Here is a 20,399-nt window from a genome sequence, read left to right as displayed (position 1 = left end):
TTTAATTATCAGCGTTTATAGGCCTTTTTTAAAACTAAAAATTACTTAATATTTTACATAAAAAAATCGCCAATCTATAAAGAGAAAGGCGATTTTTAGGGACATATGTCCGCGTAAAAATATAATAAGTGGAGCCAAGCTCCCAGTGACTATATTATTACATCATCATTACTTTTCGTCAATGATTTCATTAAGAAATATATAATTTCATCAATTCATCACTGATTACTTTCATTTGTTCACTACTTAGTTGGATTTTTCCCGAGGAATCAAATCGATTTAATCTTTTAATTCTAAACTTACTAATGGTTGTTACATCAGTTAGTCTAACGTATGAATTCTTATTATAACCTTGATAAATATCAATTACTTTTTGAAGATCCAATGTTTCTTTATTCAGTTGTGAGGCGTCTTTTGATAAATTTTTGGATTCATTAGCCATTAATTCTAATTGTTCATTAAATTTTGGAAGCAATTCATCTGAGTATTCAAGGTGATTATTTTTTTCCACATATTTAGTTAATTCTTTTAGTAAATTATTTGTTTCAAATCTGTCTTCTTCATCGTCTGATATTTTAAACTGTTTCAATTCTTCTTTATAATCACAATTATTTTCAATTATTGCATCTAAGAAATCATTAACAAGATCTGCTATTTCATTAGTTATTTTGTTAATATTTTGCTGTATCCTTCTATGCTTATCTTCATTTTCTTCTATTCTGCTATTAATAATTGTTATAGTTTGATTGAATATTTCCTTTCCCAATGGGAATCTTCCACTTTTTTGTTTAGAAGTGAGAGGTATTACCGTTAATGTACGCTTTTTAGAATTATCCTTTTTATCTAAAACAATTGCAAAATGTAAGAAAGAGAATTCACTTCCCATATTAACACCGAAGTCGGCTCTAATTATAGTTCCTCGTTTATAATGATAATATCCATTAGGAAAATGATTATCGCATTCTTCCTTATATCTATATGATACGTTGTCTAGCCAATTTGGTAATTTTTCAAATTTTTTATTACCAGAATTAGATACTTCTTTAAATCTATCATTTGAACAATCCAGTCTTATATTATTTTTTCTATAAGAGATTTATCGTGATTAGACATAGTAATTTTCTCCACTTTTTTAAATAAACAAGAATTTATTTTCTTGTTTTTAAAACTATGCGTTTGGGAATATCCAGGTCCACTTTAATTAAATCCGCCTTTCATGATATCAGCTTTTATTGTCATCAGTATTTGGACATTTTTATCACTAATTTTCATATTTATTCATTAATCTATGTCCTATATCGGTCATACTATCTTTATTTATAGATTAACATGTGCTCAACCAAAATATATAATAATTAATAGAAGTTCACTGAATTCAAAGAGGAGAAAAATATGAAACACATAGTAACAGGAATCGTTGCCCACGTTGATGCCGGTAAAACAACTCTTTCAGAATCATTATTATTCAAGTCAGGACAATTACGAAAAATCGGACGAGTTGATAATGGTGACACTTTTCTTGATTCTGATAAATTGGAGAAGAAACGTGGTATTACTATATTCTCACATCAAGCCAGTTTGAAATTTGGTGATACACAATTAACACTCCTAGATACGCCGGGACATGTGGATTTCGCGGCACAGACTGAACAGGTATTAGACGTGTTAGATTATGCAATTCTAGTTATTTCTGCCACGGATGGAATTCAAGGGTACACGAGAACTCTTTGGCGTTTATTGAAACACAGAAATATTCCTGTGTTTATTTTTGTTAACAAAATGGATGCCAATGGTGTTAATAAATCTGAGGTGTTGAAAAGTTTGCAAGAAACGTTCCATGGTTGTATTGATTTTGATGAGGATTTGTCTGAAGAATCATACGAAGAAATAGCCATGCAAGATGATGATGTTCTAGAGGATTTCTTGGATTCTGGGGAAGTCTCTGAAGATGTCATTCGTGAAATGATTAAGCAGAGGAAAATTTTCCCATGTTATTTTGGAGCAGCCTTAAAACAAGATGGTGTGGATAACTTTTTACAGGGAATAGATAAGTGGACGATTGAATCCAGTTATCAACAAGACTTTGGTGCAAAAGTCTTTAAAGTTTCACATGATGATAAAGGTGAGAGACTCACTTGGTTAAGAGTGACTGGTGGGGTATTAATTAATAAGTCGATTATTGTGGATGAACAAAAAGCCAATCAATTGAGAATTTATAATGGTAGTAAATTTACAACTAGTCAAGAAATTGTCTCTGGGGGAATCTGCACAATACCGGGATTGGTTGATACTTTTCCGGGTCAAGGTATTGGGGTCGAAAAAGATAGTGGAGCACCTGAGATCCAGCCGGTACTGAATTATTCATTGGATGTAAATGGTAATGATGTGCACGAATGTTTGAAATCACTTCGTCAATTAGAAGATGAAAATCAACAGCTTCATGTTACTTGGTCAAGCCACTTACAAGAAATCCATGTCCAGATTATGGGTAAAGTTCAATTGGAGATTTTGCAACAGGAAATGTTAGATAGATTCAATTTGGATATTAGATTTGGCGCAAGCAGTATCTTGTATAAGGAAACTGTTACTAAAGCTGTTGAAGGTGTGGGACATTTTGAACCATTAAGACACTACGCTGAGGTTCATTTGTTGCTGAAACCAAATGACGGCAAAGGCTTAATCTTTAATAGTGATTGTGACTTGGAAGTTTTGAGTAAGAATTGGCAACATCAAGTGCTCACTAATTTGAATGCCAAAGAACAACTGGGCGTCTTAACTGGCTCACCATTAACCAATATGGATATCACATTAGTTGGCGGAAGGTTTAGCAACGTTCATTCAGTAGGTGGAGACTTTCGTGAAGCAACTTGGAGAGCGGTAAGGCAAGGATTGATGGAGTTAAAGAGAAGTGGTTCATGTCAATTACTTGAACCTTGGTATCGATTCCGTTTGGAAGTTAATGCGACTCAAGTTGGTCGTGCCATGAATGATATTCAAAAGATGAGTGGTAGTTTTGACACGCCTAAATCTGGTAATATTGCTGGAAATACTGTGCTAACTGGAATCGCTCCAGTATCTGAGATGCAAGATTATGCTCAAGAAGTACAGGCTTATACTCATGGACAAGGTGAGATCGAATATATGGTTGATGGTTATAATCCTTGTCACAATACAGATGAGGTCGTTGAAAAGTTTGATTATGATCCAGTATCAGATTTGGATAATACCCCGGGATCAGTATTTTGTGCTCACGGTGCAGGATACCCTGTGAAATGGGAAGATGTTCCCAATATGGCACATTTTCCATACGTCTATACACAAGCACAACTTGAAAAAATTAATTGATATGAAATTGACATATAAAAATATGAGCGTGATAATAATTTTATAAGCAATATATTTATAAAAGTATGCAAATGTATAGATTCGAGGGGAATTTACATGAATAATTTAAAAGGAAAAAAATGGGCTTTGTCGTGTGTAGCGACGAGTGCTGCCGTTCTTTCATTCATGATTATTTCAAATAATGCCTTTGCTAGTGATACACTAACAGACCCATCTACGCCAGATAGTCAAGTTGAACAAAGTGGTGTGACTACAGATACAAGTTCAGATACAAATTCTAATTCAGATTCCAACTCTGATTCAGATCAATCAACTGATCAAAGTGTTGTTGATGAAAATCAAAGTCAAGCTTCCAATCAGGATTCTAATCAAGTTTTAGATCAGGAACAACAAGATAATCAAAACCAAAGTACAAATCAACAACAAGTATCACAAACTCCAGTAACAAAGAATTCAACTGTTGCAAACCAGCCAGTAGCTAATACGACTGCCAGTCAACAAGCTGAATCAGTTGTAAAAGATGGTGGTACTTTTGCGAATGATATTAAGAAGTATAGTGAAAGTAATAATACTGGATTCAATTTGCACCCAGAATTAAATGAGTTAGGATATGCCGCATATTTTCATATTTTTGCGAATGAAGCTCATTTAAATACACATACCAATGGTAATGTGGCCACTGGATTACTGGATGGTCAGGTAAATTTTGGAACCAATATTAAGGAAGAATTAGTCGACTACGATGTTTCATATATTCAGGCTATTGAGAATATTGCCGGTAGTTCATTTGTGTCAGGTGGTAGTACTCGTACTAATAAAGTCGTTTTTGGTAATGGTATGGAAGTTGATGTATCCAATCCAAATAGACCGCTACTTTCTTTGCCAGATGGAAAAGAAGTATACATTGATCATTTAACTGCTGATGAAACGTATCAAGACAAAGCTGAAAAGTATATCGACTTTGCTTCAATATTCAATGACTTATACCAAAAATCCACAAATCTTACTACACTAGATCCAAGTAAAATAGTTGATTCCGATAATGTAGCATTGATTACTAATGACCAATTTCCTGATCGGAATAATCGTGTCATAGATTTGGAAAATATGGTAGCCAATGATAATAATCAAATTGTAATTTACTTATCACCAGAAGTGTTACAACAAGGTACACCATTGACAATCAGAGGACTTTCTGATGTTGAAACAGGTGATACTGTCATAATTAACGTCGATACGCACGGTGTCGATCCATACGAAGTTGGTTCTCAACTAAAGATTATATATAGCGATGGCTCAGAGAGAAATAATAAAGAAACTGAATATTTTGGTGACAATCATCTGTTGTGGAACTTCTATAATAGTGATGCATCCGATAATTTATACACAGGAAACATAAACTTTAACAATACTTTCCAAGGTAGCGTTCTTGCTCCCAAGGCTGAGATAACTGTCAATCATAACTTGGACGGTAATATTGTTGCCGACAAAGTAAATATAAAGGGTGAAACTCACAGATGGGATCTACAAGATAACACTGAAGAAGAGACTGCCTTTGATGGAATTCAACCACTTCCCGCACCAGCTGAAATTCCAGGGTCAACTGACGAAGAAGATCCCGGGGATGAGGATGATTGGGAAGAAGAGATTCCAGATCCTGGCGACACAGATGAACCCGGAGATACAGATGAGCCTGGTGACACGGATGAACCAGGCGACACAGACGAACCTGGTGACACGGATGAACCTGGTGACACCGACGAACCCGGAGATACAGATGAACCTGGTGATTCAGGTGAAGAGGACAACAATGTAGACCCTGAAAAGCCAGTAACAATACCGGGTGAATTGCCAGATGGATCAGACAATACGGAAGAAGACAACGATGTAGACCCTGAAAAACCTGTGACAATACCCGGTGAATTACCAGATGAATCTGATAATACAGATGACGAACAGATTGATGACACATCAAAAGAAGATTCTAGCGATGATTTGCTTGATGTATCAGAAGAGAACAAAGCTGATGAAAAAGTAAATAATGACTCCACAACAATTAATACAACAAATGATTCTGCAAGTAGTGTGGATGGAAAAGAAACATTTCCACAGACAAACGAGTCAAATGGTGGATTATTAAGCATTCTAGGATTAGCCTTGATGTCATTTTTAGGTCTATTCGGATATAAGAAGAAACGTAGAGTGTGACGGAACACGTTCATTTTTCGAGTATAATGCAAAAAAAACCGATATTTACGTAAGTAAATGTCGGCTTCTTTTTATTAGACGGAGAAAATTGTGTTTTGGCACACGTTTTCACTGCAAGCTTGAGTAGAAAAAGAGTTATGTCACAATCTTTTTTTGTGTGTTCCGGTTAATAAATAATTCAATCCTGGGATCAAGCTGATAATCCAAATTATCAGTGTGGAGAGTGATGCTACAGCAATGTAGCGAATAAATGTTGAAAGAATCCCTCCAAATGGCAGAATTGACATGAACCAAGGTTCTAAGTATAAAATCAACAGATTATGAATCAAATAAATCCCAAAGACTAATGGGGCTAGAAATTCAAAGACGCTGATAACTTTTTCAGACTTGATATTTTGTCCCCACTTTTGCAATAGGATATACGCTGGAATTGACATAAGCGGGATGAATATTGATGTTACATAATAACCATTAAAGGCATCAAATATCTTTGGCACTAGTTCAGAAATAAAATTACCTGATAATCCAAAGATTAACATCGCGATTATAAGGCTGATATTACTGTATTTATTAACATTGATCTGGGTCATTAAGTAACCGAGGATGAAGTATCCAACAAATCCACCAACTAAAAAGAAATTGGCAACTGGATAAATGGTAAAAGCATTTGACTTAGGGAACATAACAGCGATTGATGGCAGCAATGAATTGGTTATTAACCAGATCAACATTGTATATAAAAGCATCTTCTTGCTGGCATTTTCAACGAATTCTCTAATAATTGGTGATAGAATATAAACTCCAATAAGTGGATACATGAACCAGAGTGTTGGGGATGTTGGTTGATAGAGCATTAACTTAATTGAAGATAAGACATTTGTTGCGGACAATGAATGAGCATAGATTCCAACGACAATGGGTGATATTATTGACCAAAGTATAAATGGAATCACAACACGTGGAATTCTTTGTTTCCAAGTGTAACTAATTGATTTGGTCTTTTTACTGTTTAATAGCAATGCCCCAGATATCATGAAGAACATAGGAACACTGATGTGTGCAAAGTAATTCAGTATTTTGGTGATTTGCCATTGACCAGATCCAATATTTAAAGTAGTGTCAATAGCTGATACATGGATGAAGATAACTAGAAATATTGCAATAACACGAATAAAGTCTAGAAAAAAGATGCGATTATTTTTTTTCATAAAATTCCCTCCGAATACTTATTTAATAATAAGTTAAATGGAAGAAAAAATGAAGTATTCGTATATGATATAATAACAAAGTAAAATTATTGATTGGAAGATATTAAATATGCGAGTAGGAGAATCTCCTAGAATAGACTTGGTCAGATACTTAATTTGGATCATTTTTTCCGTGATCACACTAAGTTTAAAAAATATTACTGCAACAGATAAAGGTTTAAATATAATTTTGATGATTATTTTCTTTGCAGTTGGAATTGTGTTTACATTCTTGATGACTAGACGTTATTTACGTGAAAGGCGTTCTTTTTCAGATAACCCAACGGGTTTTATGAGTTCTTTGATTTCTAATATTGGCCTGGTTACACTGATGATTATTTTGGTTTGTGCTTTGAGACTTATGGTCAGTTATTTACAGGTAACTGGGAAGTTACCATCATTTCAAAATGACGATGTAGCTAGTTCAGATCAGAAAGTATTCATCTTTAATATGATTGCTAATATATTCATTATTGCTATACAACAACAGCTAGTTCAAACAGGATTCTTCTTCAATTACTTCTTTAGAAAAAGTACAGCTGGAAATGCAGTCATTGGAATTGTCCTAAGTGGTGTTATTGGTGGATTAATTAGTTTGCCAGGTTCATTATTACAGTTCTTCATGATGATGGCTTTGGGTTGGTGTTATGCACTAACTTATCTTTATACTCAAGATGAAAAGATGGCCATGTTGGTAGGTTTGATAAGTGCCATTGTTGGTACAATATTGATTTAAATAGATCAATACAAATACAGAAATATAAAAGGTGGGTGCCATTCACGTTAGTGAATGATACCCACCTTTTATATTATTTGTATTTTTTATACGGTAATAGCTACACTGAGAAAATAATAATAATTCTATTATTATTTACTACTTTTTTACATTAAATTAATCAAAAATTTACATAGACGGATTAATATTTCTGTAAAAGGCGGCAATAATTATGGGATTATCAAATGCTTCAATAGCTATATTCATCTTCCAAATATTCGAAATAGTTTTGATTGTAAAGTTAGCAAGGAATCGGTCCATGCTAGTTTTTTTGTTTCTAGTCATGTTAGATGCACTATTTGTCAAAAATATAGTGATGCCATTGACATTAACTTTTATTATAGGAGCAATTTTGATTTTTCTAGGATACAAATACCGAAGTCACCTGCAGATGATATTCGGATTGATAACTTGTGTGTCATTAGCGACTTTACTGTTGTATGAAGGGTATTTGATTGCCCAAGAGGTTTCTTAATTAGTTATTTTTGTATGTTCTAAAAGAGGAGAAGGAACTTTTTCAACACACAAAGTCAGATTGTGCATGGCACGAGTACAGATTGTGTAAAGTGTGTCACGACTTCTGGAATCTGGGTAATTTGCGGCTGAAATATCGTGACCAATAACAGCGTCAAACTCTAGTCCCTTTGCTAAATAGATCGGCATAACTAATATTCCCTTAGGAACTGAACGGAAGTCTGCATCTACTAGGGTAACTAAAGATTCGTCACCAAAATGTGTGTAGACTTGTTCAGCTTGAGCTTGATTTCTAGTCAATATAGCAACGGTTTCATATTTATCAGTTAATTCACGTGCTGTTTGTTTCAATCCCATATAATAATCAGTTTCATCATCAAAAACTTTAATAGAAGGAATCTCACCTTTTCTAGAGAACGACTTAACTTCTTTAGCGTTTGGTAGAAGTGACTTGGCAAAGTCAGTTATTTCGGCAGTTGAGCGATAACTCTGGTTCAGATTAATAGTCGTTACTTTTTTGCCTTGATACAATTCACAAATAGCGTCGATAACGTCCTTATTGCGATATGAACTAGTCAAAACATCCTGTGCACGGTCGCCGAGTAGTGTCATTTTAGCATTTGGGAAAGAGTGTGAAATATATTTTAATTGAGCCATAGTATAATCTTGGATTTCATCAATAAAGATATGCTGAATATTGTGATTTGTGCCGCTGTCAGTGATGAAGTCACGTAGATAAAGGATCGCAATAGCATCGCTGAGTCCGAGTTTGTGAGCTTCGACATTTTGATCAATTGATTCGATCATTGTTTGCCAAACTTTGTTAGAAACAATGTCTTGGTTCATATTAGTAAGTAAGAAGACGTATTCCTTATAAGGATCGAAGAAGTAATTATTGATCAAAGCGTTGTAAATAGGAGCATAGCGTTCCTTTAAGAATTCTTCGGCAATGATAGAACGTTGGTTGGTCGATTCCTCAATATTATTGTCAGTAATGATTTGTTGGAAGTCCTCATCATTAAGATTGTCAATTTCAGCTTGGACCCAATCTTCGTCACGATCGTTGTGAATACGACGCTTTAGTTGCTTGATCAGAATATTCTTAGTTTTGAGGAATCTATCAGGAATACTGAAAGCTGTATTTTGTCTGTTATAGATCTCTGAGATTTCTTCTTTAGTAAAGAATGGCTTACCTTCAAAGATAATATCCTCAAAATATAATGTATGTTCCTTATTTTCCTTTTCAGTTTGTTCCAGTGTCGTTAAGAAGTCAGCACTTTCCTTAAACAGGCGAATGTCTATCGTTGTTTGTGGAAGGTTACGTTCATCTTTTTCATAGCGATCAAACAAAGTTTCAACTTGGATACCTGTCAATCGAAATGATATGAACTCATTAAGTGTTACTTGACGCATATTTCTTTCACCAAGACTTGGTAGTACCTCTGATATGTAGTTACTAAAGAGTCTATTGGGGGAGAAAAGGACGATCTTGTCCGCATCCAAAGTCGAACGGCTGTGATAAAGCAAGTAGGCAACACGTTGCAAGATTGCAGATGTTTTACCACTTCCAGCGACACCTTGAACTAATAAGACGTCTGAGTGTGTGTCACGAATAATAGTATTTTGTTCATGTTGAATGGTAGCGACAATGTTCTTCATATATTCATCACTGTATTCACTCAAGACAGATTGAAGGATTTCGTCACCGACGGTTTCGTTGGTATCAAACATAGTTCTTATTTTGTTATTAATAATTTGGAATTGACGCTTTTTCTTCAAGTCAACTTCGGCTTTGCCATTTGGAGTAGAGTAGCTGACTTTACCAAGGATACCATTATAGTAAATACCGGAAATTGGAGCACGCCAGTCGTATATTAGAAACTCCCCATCATCATCTTGCAAAGTAGAAGTTCCTATATAAAGTGTATCCTCTTCATTATCTTCAACAACATCGATACGTCCAAAATATGGAGAACCTTGGAGGTTTTCCAGTTGTTGTTTATTAGATTCAAGGATATTTTCGTTTTCGACCGCCAAAGTAACCAATTGCTTTTGTTGCTGAACAGAAGCGTTAGTTTCCATTTTGTCATCTACTTCAAAAGTATTGACCTTGATATTTTCACCGTAATTACGGTAGATATTATGTGTTTCAGTGTGAGCCTTTTCAAGATTCTCAGTAGTTTGTGCAATTTTGTTATCGATCTTTTGTGCAATTTTACTAACTCTTGTTTGCTCTTCTTCTTTAGTTTCGTTAATGGTCATAAATTACCTCTCGTTGACAATTTGGTTGTTTTTAATTATGCTTATAACAATTAAAGTACATTAAATCATAAGCATTTTTGAGTACTAATTCAAGTAAGTTGTATCAGAGAATGACTCTTAAGCTGAAAAAGTCATCGACCTTGAATTGGAAAATGGACATGGATTGTTACCTTATAACTAATGAGTGGTAGAAAATTCTACAAAACAGGTGGCACCACGTGAAAGCGTCCTATTGATATATTTATATCTTTAGGCGCTTTTTTTATGTTTTAATAATAAAAAAATGGAGGAAATATTATGACAACAAATACAATTTTATCAGGTGATCGTCCAACTGGGAAACTTCATATTGGACATTACCTAGGTTCATTACATAATCGTGTAAAGTTACAAAACGAAGGTAAGTATAAGTTATTTATCATGATTGCAGATATGCAGGCATTAACAGATAACGCTAGGAATCCTGAAAAGATCCGCAACAGTTTGATTCAAGTAGCATTGGATTACTTATCAGTTGGAATTGATCCAGCCAAATCAAACATTTTGATTCAATCACAGATCCCAGCCTTGAATGAATTAACAATGTATTATCTTGATTTGGTCAATGTTTCCAGACTAGAAAGAAACCCAACAGTTAAATCAGAAATAAAACAAAAAGGATTCGGCCAAAGTATACCCGCTGGATTTTTAACATATCCAGTTAGTCAGGCTGCAGATATAACAGCATTCAAAGCAGATACTGTCCCAGTTGGTGATGATCAAGAACCAATGCTTGAACAAACACGTGAAATCGTTCGTACATTTAATAATACATATAATACTAATACATTAGTTGAACCAAAGGGTATATTCCCACCTAAGGGACAAGGTAGACTTCCCGGAATTGATGGCAATGCCAAGATGAGTAAGTCTTTAGGTAATTGTATCTATCTATCTGATCCAGAGGATGTTGTTACTAAAAAGGTTATGTCAATGTACACAGATCCTGATCATATACATGTTGAAGATCCAGGTAAAATTGAAGGTAACACTGTCTTCACTTATCTTGATGCTTTCGCTGAAGATAAGAAAATGGTAGAACAATTGAAGGAACAATATCAAGCAGGAGGCTTAGGGGATGTCAAAGTAAAACGTTACTTAAATGATGTTTTACAAGAAGTACTTAAACCAATGCGTGAACGTCGTGCTGAATATGAGAAAGATATACCAAGTGTCTACCAGATATTAAAGGATGGTAGTGATCGTGCAAATGAAGTCGCAAACCAGACTCTATCAGAGGTTAGAAGCGCCATTGGTGTCAATTATTTCGATAATTTAAAATAGGATACGCTTACTTTTAAATATGTTGTATCTAACTGTTGATTTTATCAACAGTTGGGTATAACATATTTTTTGTTGCTATTTAGAAATTTATTTTTGATTTTATGAGGAGAACAATGGACGACTACGATTTGATAGGCTTTGCAGTGAGATTTATGATGCAACGCAAGCGGATTTTATCTGTCTTTCTTAAAGGAAGAAACTTGAATTTGGCTGATTGCATAATATTAATGCTTAGTATTAAGCATCCTGAATATAACCAAGAAAAAATTGGTGAGGTTACTTTATTCGATGGGGCAATTATTGCTCGATCATTAAAGAAACTAGAAAACCAAGATCTGGTCACTCGAAAAGTTGATAAGAGTAACCGACGTAGGAAAATTGTCCAAATTACTGAAACGGGAAAAGAGTTTGGAAATAAACTCATGGCAGCTTTTAAAGATTCAAACGAGACAATTTACTCAGGCATCACGGAGGATGAATTAGAGCAATTGGACGTTATTTTAGCAAAAGTTTATACCAATCTCGATAAAGTTAAAATTCCCGATAGTAATAAATAGATATATAAGATGAAAGAAGGAACTTACTATTATGGCAAATAGTAGTGCACAAGTGGATGTGAATGGTAAAGCTTACAACCGTAACTTGTTAGTTTTGGTTTTGCTTGTCGGAACATTTTGTACTGTTTTGAATGGTACTATTTTGACTACCGCATTCCCCACTTTAATGAAAGAATTTAATGTTACAACATCTGCTGTTCAATGGTTAACTACTGGATTTTTGATGGTTAACGGTATTATGATTCCTGTTACTGCTTGGTTAAGTAACAACTTTAGTAACAAAATCTTGTATATTGTTGCGATGTCTACATTCTTAGTTGGAACAATTATGTGTTTTACAGCACCTAACTTCCAAACTATCTTGGCTGGACGTTTAGTTCAAGCTGTTGGTGTTGGTATTACAATGCCATTATTACAAGTTATTATGTTATCAATATTCCCACCCGCTAAAAGAGGTACTGCCATGGGTCTAAGTGGTATTGTTATCGGACTTGCTCCAGCTATTGGACCTACATTGTCTGGTTGGATCATTGATAACTTCACATGGCGTGATTTGTTCGGAATGATTATTCCTATTGTTATAATCGTAATTATTCTGGCATTTGCCTTCATGAGACCAGTTATTGAAACAAAGAGAACTAAGCTTGATGTTTTATCATTACTATTATCAACCTTTGGATTTGGTTCAGTTCTTTATGGATTCTCATCTGTTGGTGATAAAGGATGGGGTTCACCAATTGTTCTAGGTACTATTATCGGTGGAATTATTATCGTCATCTTATTTGGTTATCGTCAATTGAAGATGGATACACCATTCCTAGAATTACGTGTTTTCAAACAAAAGAGATTCGCTGTTGCGGCAGCATTATCATCAGTAACTAACATGGCCATGGTCGGTGTTGAAATGATCTTGCCATTGTATCTCCAAATTGTTAAGGGTATGAGTGCTTTCCATTCTGGATTAACACTTTTACCAGGTGCTATCTTAATTGGTATCATGAGTCCGATCACTGGTCGTGCATTTGATAGATTCGGTGCTAAGGATCTTGCTAGAATGGGAATGTTTCTTCTAACAGCTGGTACAATTCCATTCTTATTCTTGACTAAGACTACACCAGTATTAGACATTATTATCTTGTATATGATTCGTATGTTTGGTATTTCAATGGTTCTAATGCCTGTTACAACAGATGGTATGAATTCATTACCACTTCACTTGATGAGTCATGGTACCGCAGTTAACAATACAGTTCGTCAGGTATTCAGTTCAATGGGTACAGCTATCTTGGTCAGTGTCTTGACTAACGTAACTAATAACTTGAAGCCTGGTAAGTCAATTTTGACAAAGACACCTTTGAAATATGAAAATGACTTTTTCAACGCCACTTTAAGTGGATATCACGCTGCCTTTGGTATAGCAATTCTATTCTGTGTGGTTGCTTTAGTAATTAGTTTTATGATTAGAGATAGTCACAAGTCTAAAGACGTTGATCTCAATAAAGTAGAAATGGCTGGTGATAAATAATGATTATTGTTTTAATATTATTGTCTGTAGTTCTAGCATTTTACTTTGCTGTATTTATTCAAAACAAAAAAGTCGGCTATTCATTAATGGCCGTAAGTATAGTAGTTTTCCTATGTGGATTAGTTATGCTGATCTCTAATGAATACAATCACTTCGGTATGCATAAGGTAACTTCTGAGAAGACAGAACAGATTCAAACAGTTCAAAAGGGCAATAACATATTGCTTTATAAAGAATTGGGAACTAGTGGTAAGGAAGATGTATATATTTATCGTCGACCAGAAACTGCCAAAGCCAAGAATCCTGATCACACTAAGGCAAAACTTAATGTAACTAACAAAGTCAAAAAAGGTGCATCTTCAAATACCTTGGCTCAAAAGACGACTCGTTGGGAATATAAGAACGGATTCTATTCATTCTTATTCGGTATTTCAGGTAATGACAAAGAGTTTGTCAAACAAACTAACACATTCCATATCGGGGATGATTGGTTAGTATTGAGTACAACCCAAGCTGCTAAGTTGAGCAAAGAAATGAAGAGTAAAAAAGTTCAAGCCCAAATGAAGACTCAAGGAGAAGCCTATGTTAAAGCTGCACTTACAACAGCAATGACACAGAATCCAACAATGAGTGCTTCACAACAAAAGCAAGTTATGAAACAAGCACAAAAAGAGTTCAAAGCACAAGCTATGGCAAAAGTAGTAAAAGAACTTACAAAATAATTAGTTAAGTAGACAAGTCGGAGAAATCCGGCTTTTTTTGTCGACTAAAATTTTCTGAGGATGTATAACTGGGGTTGGAAATGGGAATGGGAAGTATTTGTCGATCAATGGAGAGAATTAAGGAGATAATTATTATGAAAAATAATACCAAGTTATTCTTATATTGCGGAGCATTACTAGCAGTCCTGTCAGTAGGCCTAGTAACAACAGTTTCAGCCGCAACAGTTCCAAGTATCGATACAGATACTAGTATTCCAGAACCAGAAAAAGTCGGTACACAAGTTGATACTGATGTTAACGTTGCTAACAATGCTATACATGAAATATCAAGAGCGTAACAATACACGGTAATTTCCGAGCATTAACACAAAAAATGACGGCCAACACGAAAGTGTTGACCGCCATTTTTAGCGTTAAGCGGAAGAAATTGTGTATTGTTACGCGTTTGCGAAGCAAACAATAAAAATACAATATATAACACATAAACTAAGTAGTTTAGAACCAAAAGAAAGTGTTGACCGCCATTTTTAGCGTTAAGCGGAAGAAATTGTGTATTGTTACGCGTTTGCGAAGCAAACAAGGGGAAAATAATATAAGAGATAACCGAATTTGAACTTAACTGTCTTGAACCTAAATAACTTGAACCCAAACCAATAAGTAAAAAAATCCTAAGGTGCATCAGTCAAGGACCAAGTAAGTGTCCCAGAATAATTACCAGATTTAGTATTAGATCCAAGATAAAGCTTCCAAGCACCAACACCAATGTAATTAGTTAGATTCTGACTACCATTAAAGGTCCCAGACTTAATTGGAATGCTCGAAGGATTCGACGGAATCGGTGTCCAAGTACCGGTGTCTGTATCAGAATCTACACGCTGCTTCAAAAACATTAATCCATCAGCCGAAGGTGAAAGAGCATCGCCATTGCTATTAACCATCTGTTCAGTATTGGCATTTGTAAAGCCAACTTGAACGTAATAATTGTCTTCAGTAGGATGGTTAACTATTAATTGTCCAGTTGTGGCAACGTTAGTAAGTGACTTTTCTTTACCAGCAAAGTTGGTTGTACCAAAGTCTATTAAGCGTGGTGTTTCGGTAAAACCGACTACATCACTTATATCTACTTGAGCGACATTAGATACCATGTCACCTGTGGAAATTCCAGTACTTGTGGTACCGGACATATTTGCTGTACTAGTAATGACACCGGCTGAAGCCTGTGATACTTTGGCTTTAAAGTTCAACGTCGCAAATGTTCCATTACCAACATTACCAATACCTAATGAAAAGTTACCATTACTATCAGGTGATGCGGAACCAGTCCAGCCATCAGAACCTATAATTTGTCCACTTACAAAGGTCATACCATCAGGGATAGAAGTTTTTAATTGTCCACCAGTGAAATAATCTTTACTATCCGAGTTTGTACCGAATTTTATTTGATAGTCGACTATATCACCAGCAACTGCATCGGTTTTTTCGGAAAAATCACTGTCACCTTTAGTTTCGTTTTTTACTAAGTTAGTAAAGGTATATTCAAATGATGATTTTTCGACCGGAATATCTACTGAGGCATTGTAGGTTTTACTACCATCTGAAGTGTTAATAGCGTCGTGTCCGGTGAAATTAGCAGTATTGCTTAGTGTTTGATTACTTGCGCTTTCGGTGATTGTTGCCTCAAAGGAAATCGTTGCACTTTGTCCATCCGTTAATAGAACACTTGGATAAAAGGTCAAAGTTTTACTTGATGAATCATAGACGTCAGAGGAAATGTTCTGTGTGCCACTTGCCGTAGTCATTTTGATTGTACTTGTATCAATTTGAAGTCCGTCGGGTATTTTATCTACCAGATCATCGTATGACCATTTACTGTTGAATCCATAGTTACCAATTTTTAAGTTGAATTTTAACTTGTCACCAACGCGGTTCAACTTGTCGCTACTAGTTTCATTGGTATAAGTTTTCCCCGCGACTGGCAGTGAGTAAGGTGCCTCTGTGACACCGATGGTAGATGCATAGTGTGCAGTTTGAGAGGGGGCAAGTGTTGTATATGGCCACTTCAGTGTATATGTAGAATCTCCTCTTTTATTCATGATATTGTCACCATAATTAAATGACTTAGCCTCAGCACCAGTACCTGAGAAGTTCGCAGGGATGAATCCAGCTAACCAATTCAAACCGGTATTGTTTTCTTGACCGATGTAGTTTGAAGGGCCGTCAGGAACATTTTTACTTACCATTAGCTTGTAATTACCATTTTGGATAAAGAAGCCACTTTGATCGCCAAGATCTTGAATAGCAACAATATCAGAGTCGTTTAGGTAGGTATCCTCACCATATAAAACACCGAAGGATTGAGTGGAGGTAGTATTGTTTTGTAAGTATAGTTCTCTATAGACAACTGCAGAATTACTTTGAGATGCTCTAAGAAGTATCTCAGCTTTCAAATTGAAATTTCCAAAAGAATCATTTCTTTGGAAGTCACCAACTATTTTGAAGGCTTTATTACCGTTATCGTCTGTTCCTATATAGTACTGTTTGTTCTTTAGTGCATTTGTTAATAAAGAATAATCTTTCCCGGTAGCAGTACTTGAATTATTATTTGGAACGATCATAAAGTCAGGAGAAGAAAGCGAGACTGATTGTTGTGGTAAGCCCCCAGTTCCAGTAATACCAGATTGGAATATTGCAGAAATGTACTTACCATTATTATTTAAAAAGGTGTTTATTTTTGAATAATAAGCATTGTCGGTACTTATGGCAACAGAGTCTGTTGTCATAGTTGAATCCAGATGATCAGCTACTTGGTAGTTCTTATCAGCAGCTAGACCAAAGGCATAGCCTAACGAGAGATTGCCACCGATTGGGAGTGATTGAACTTCATTGTATGATGAAACTTTCCAGTTTGTGATGCCGTCGTCAATGTCAGCCGCATTCACAGTTTTGGTCGCACAAAAAATCAAACTAATGAAAAAGAAGAATATTAAATAAAAAACTCTAAATTTTATATGTATTCTCATTATATTTATTTCCCCTTAAATAAATGGTAAACAGTAATAATTATATTCAATATAAGTATACGAAATTTCACGATATGTTATTGTTCAATATTGGTAAATAAATTTGGTATTAATTAATCAAAAAGAGGTCAGAATTGAAAAACAATCCTGACCTCTTTTTGATTAATTTTTTTATTTGACAATATCAAACCAGTCACCTGAATTTTGCAATACTTGCCATAACTTATCTGGCAATTTCATATTGTCTAATTGAGAAATATGTAACTGTTGTTCGATATCTTCAGTGTCTCCTGTCTTAACCTTTTCAGCCCAATCAGGATTGACAACTAGTCCATGCGCAATTGCGGCAAGATCTAATCCTTCATTTAAAGCCTCTTCTGCTTGATCTGGAGTGTTTAATGATCCAGCAGAAATCAATGTAACACGGTGATCAACATACTTAACTAATGTTTCAAGATAAGTAGGATCATTAGTTGAACTACCGATTGGCTTAGAAGTTAACACATTGTTTAATGCCACGTGAACATAATCAATACCTCTATTGATTAACTCATCGATCAAGGCCAAAGAATCATGTAATCGCAAACCACCATCAAGATGTTCTTCAAGTGAAATACGATAGCCTACGATAAAGGGACGTTTTGCAAAGCGTTTGATGACTGAGTTGATTTCGTCAACTACAGCTAACGGAAAGCGCATGCGATTTTCAAGTGAACCACCCCATTTATCAAGTCGTTTATTATAGTATGGTGATAGAAAATTCTGGAATAAGAAACCAAATGCACCATGTAATTCAACGCCATCAAATCCAGCGGCAATTGCTCTTCTAGTTGTTTCACCAAAATCTTTGATGATATCCAAGATTTCTTCTTCAGTTAAAGCCCTTGGACTCAAGGCTTTGACGAAGGTACTTTCTTTTGTTGTAACAGTACTGGAACTCACGATATCTTTTGGGTCTACTAGATCAGTGTTAGCTTTGTTACCAGCATGTAGAATTTGTAGAATTGCTTTGGCACCACCACTTTTGGCAACATCTGCAAGACGTGTAAGACTCGGAATAAACTTGTCATCATATCCAGCAAACTCGTCACTGAAGCCAATTGCATTAGCGGCAACAGGTGTCGATCCTGTGATTACCATACCTAATCCGTTAACACGACGACGATAATATTCAACTTCTTGATCAGAAACTGTACCATCGTCATTTCCAGACCAAGTGGTCATAGGTGACATTACCATGTGATTTTTAAGTGTAAGTCCATTTTTAAAAGTAAAAGGTGCGAGAGTTTTTTCATATTTATTGTTTGTCATTTATATATCTTCTTTCTTAATTCGTGTACTTACCTTAAACCGTAAACCATACTTTGTAGCAAGGGCTAAATTCAAATTTTTTTAAAATTTTTGAAATACACATTTCAAGGACTGTCCTAAAATGGTAATACTTGGTATACTCTGTGAAAAATGGATTTGATTGAAAATTTTGGTTTACTAATAATTAAATACGGGGTGAAATAAGTGGACAATATCTTTGAAGTAAAGGATCTTTCTTATCAGGTAGGAGAAAAAAGGATTCTAAAGAATATAAGTTTGAATATCAAAAGAGGTAAGTATGTAACGTTTGTTGGTCCATCTGGATCAGGTAAAAGCACATTGATGAGAATTTTGGCTTCAATGATTAGTGCTAGTTCCGGAGAGGCTTTATTCAATGGTAAGCATATTAGTTCGTATGAACCAACCAAGTACCGTCAAAGGGTGTCATATGCCTTTCAGCAACCTACACTTTTTGGCAAAACAATCAGAGAAAACTTGGAGTTCCCATATGAAGTTCGTGGTGAAGAGTTTGATGAAGCACAAGTAGTAAAGCTCTTGAAGTATGTCAATTTGGATGAAAGTTATATTGATAAAAGTGTCAATGATGTCTCCGGTGGTGAAAAGCAAAGAATCGCTTTGCTGAGGAATTTGATCTTCAAACCAGAAGTGTTGATTACAGATGAGGTTACAACTGGCCTTGATTCAGATAATAAAGAAATCATTCATAGTATTTTGAACAAATTCAATCAAGATGATGGACTGACGATTCTTCGTGTCACACATGATGATTCTGAGATTGAACAATCAACCGATAAGATTACTATCAAAAATGGTGAGGTGATTTAATGTCTAATTTAACGGTTTCTAATTCAACATTGATACTGGGATTTGTTCTGGTAATAATTGCACTTGTCATTGGTTACTGGCAGAAACTACAGATCGATAAGGATATTATTATCGGTGTCGTCCGAGCAATTGTTCAACTGACGATTGTTGGATATGTATTGAAGTTTGTCATTAAGGCCAATGATTTTTGGCTGACTAGTGCATTCTTTGTCATTATCGTTATAAATGCTTCGTGGAATGCTGGTAAGAGAGGTAAGGGAATCCCTAAGGCATTCTCATTTTCGTTATTGGCTATATCGATTGGAACAGTAATTACCCTAGGAACTTTAGTTTTAACAGGATCGATCAAATTCATACCTGAACAGATCGTTCCATTTACGGGTATGATTGCTAGTAATATTATGGTGGCGATCGGTTTATGTTATCGAAATATGAAACAAAGTTTCACTGATCGTCATCAACAGATCCTAGAGAAATTGGCACTTGGTGCAGATATTAAATTGGCTTCTGAAGATATTATTCGAGAGAGTATCAAAAGTGGCATGCAGCCAACGATTGATTCCATTAAGACACTAGGCCTAGTTGCATTGCCAGGGATGATGTCTGGATTAATAATTGCTGGAGTTGACCCGGTTAAAGCAATCAAGTATCAAATCATGGTAACTTTTATGTTACTGGCATCAACTAGTATTGGATCCTTTATTTCGTGTTATTTAGCCTATAAACAGTTCTATAATGAACAAAAACAATTAAAATCTGACTTAATTTCATAACTTTGTGAAGA

General features: G+C 35.2%; 16 protein-coding genes. 10 read left to right on the top strand and 6 right to left on the bottom strand.

From position 1 onward, the window contains the following. Positions 1–190: 190 nt before the first annotated feature. Complete coding sequence (locus BTM29_RS01225; protein ID WP_257787699.1) at positions 191–913, bottom strand: hypothetical protein; 723 nt, start codon at positions 911–913, stop codon at positions 191–193. Positions 914–1,392: 479 nt separating this feature from the next. Here BTM29_RS01225 and BTM29_RS01220 point away from each other — a divergent pair, with 479 nt between their 5' ends. Both BTM29_RS01220 and BTM29_RS01215 read left to right on the top strand, forming a co-directional pair. After that, a complete protein-coding gene (locus BTM29_RS01220; protein ID WP_076613759.1) occupies positions 1,393–3,345 on the top strand; it encodes an elongation factor G in 1,953 nt (650 codons plus the stop codon). Between the two features lie 96 nt (positions 3,346–3,441). After that, positions 3,442–5,553 (top strand): collagen-binding domain-containing protein, encoded by a 2,112-nt coding sequence (locus BTM29_RS01215; protein WP_076613758.1) that lies wholly within the window; start codon positions 3,442–3,444, stop codon positions 5,551–5,553. A gap of 140 nt (positions 5,554–5,693) precedes the next feature. On the opposite strand, the gene BTM29_RS01210 is transcribed toward BTM29_RS01215, so the two are convergent. Next, positions 5,694–6,761, bottom strand: a complete 1,068-nt coding sequence (locus BTM29_RS01210; RefSeq protein WP_076613757.1) for an acyltransferase — start codon at positions 6,759–6,761, stop codon at positions 5,694–5,696. A 109-nt stretch (positions 6,762–6,870) separates the two neighbouring features. On the opposite strand from BTM29_RS01210, the gene BTM29_RS01205 reads away from it, so the two are divergent. Further along, positions 6,871–7,536 carry a CPBP family glutamic-type intramembrane protease gene (locus BTM29_RS01205; RefSeq protein WP_076613756.1) on the top strand — a complete coding sequence of 222 codons (666 nt, stop codon included), beginning with the start codon at positions 6,871–6,873 and terminating at the stop codon, positions 7,534–7,536. 168 nt (positions 7,537–7,704) lie between these two features. Here the strand turns inward: BTM29_RS01205 and BTM29_RS01200 are convergent, their stop codons facing one another. After that, positions 7,705–7,947, bottom strand: coding sequence for a hypothetical protein (locus tag BTM29_RS01200; protein ID WP_076613755.1), 243 nt, complete (start codon positions 7,945–7,947; stop codon positions 7,705–7,707). A 99-nt stretch (positions 7,948–8,046) separates the two neighbouring features. Then, positions 8,047–10,311 carry an RNA polymerase recycling motor HelD gene (gene helD, locus BTM29_RS01195; RefSeq protein WP_076613754.1) on the bottom strand — a complete coding sequence of 755 codons (2,265 nt, stop codon included), beginning with the start codon at positions 10,309–10,311 and terminating at the stop codon, positions 8,047–8,049. 297 nt (positions 10,312–10,608) lie between these two features. Between helD and trpS the strand changes: the two genes are divergently transcribed. From trpS to BTM29_RS01170, 5 genes are all read left to right on the top strand, one after another. Further along, positions 10,609–11,634 carry a tryptophan--tRNA ligase gene (gene trpS / locus BTM29_RS01190; RefSeq protein ID WP_076613753.1) on the top strand — a complete coding sequence of 342 codons (1,026 nt, stop codon included), beginning with the start codon at positions 10,609–10,611 and terminating at the stop codon, positions 11,632–11,634. A 113-nt stretch (positions 11,635–11,747) separates the two neighbouring features. Continuing rightward, positions 11,748–12,191, top strand: coding sequence for a MarR family winged helix-turn-helix transcriptional regulator (locus tag BTM29_RS01185; RefSeq protein WP_076613752.1), 444 nt, complete (start codon positions 11,748–11,750; stop codon positions 12,189–12,191). A gap of 31 nt (positions 12,192–12,222) precedes the next feature. Further along, on the top strand, positions 12,223–13,716 hold the full coding sequence (locus tag BTM29_RS01180) for an MDR family MFS transporter (RefSeq protein WP_076613751.1): 1,494 nt from the start codon (positions 12,223–12,225) through the stop codon (positions 13,714–13,716). Continuing rightward, positions 13,716–14,438, top strand: coding sequence for a DUF4811 domain-containing protein (locus tag BTM29_RS01175; protein WP_076613750.1), 723 nt, complete (start codon positions 13,716–13,718; stop codon positions 14,436–14,438). The genes BTM29_RS01180 and BTM29_RS01175 overlap by 1 nt, the downstream gene beginning before the upstream one ends. Before the next feature lie 134 nt (positions 14,439–14,572). Further along, complete coding sequence (locus tag BTM29_RS01170; RefSeq protein ID WP_076613749.1) at positions 14,573–14,776, top strand: hypothetical protein; 204 nt, start codon at positions 14,573–14,575, stop codon at positions 14,774–14,776. 330 nt (positions 14,777–15,106) lie between these two features. Here the strand turns inward: BTM29_RS01170 and BTM29_RS01165 are convergent, their stop codons facing one another. Beyond that, on the bottom strand, positions 15,107–17,458 hold the full coding sequence (locus BTM29_RS01165) for an Ig-like domain-containing protein (RefSeq protein ID WP_076613748.1): 2,352 nt from the start codon (positions 17,456–17,458) through the stop codon (positions 15,107–15,109). 171 nt (positions 17,459–17,629) lie between these two features. Then, positions 17,630–18,769, bottom strand: coding sequence for an NADH-dependent flavin oxidoreductase (locus BTM29_RS01160; protein WP_076613747.1), 1,140 nt, complete (start codon positions 18,767–18,769; stop codon positions 17,630–17,632). Positions 18,770–18,973: 204 nt separating this feature from the next. Between BTM29_RS01160 and BTM29_RS01155 the strand changes: the two genes are divergently transcribed. Then, positions 18,974–19,615, top strand: a complete 642-nt coding sequence (locus BTM29_RS01155) for an ABC transporter ATP-binding protein (protein ID WP_076613746.1) — start codon at positions 18,974–18,976, stop codon at positions 19,613–19,615. Further along, positions 19,615–20,388 carry an ABC transporter permease gene (locus BTM29_RS01150; RefSeq protein WP_076613745.1) on the top strand — a complete coding sequence of 258 codons (774 nt, stop codon included), beginning with the start codon at positions 19,615–19,617 and terminating at the stop codon, positions 20,386–20,388. The genes BTM29_RS01155 and BTM29_RS01150 overlap by 1 nt, the downstream gene beginning before the upstream one ends. Positions 20,389–20,399 lie beyond the last annotated feature (11 nt).

The sequence above is a fragment of the Companilactobacillus allii genome, assembly GCF_001971585.1.
GTDB lineage: Bacteria > Bacillota > Bacilli > Lactobacillales > Lactobacillaceae > Companilactobacillus > Companilactobacillus allii.
This window is presented reverse-complemented; position numbering and strand designations above follow the sequence as displayed.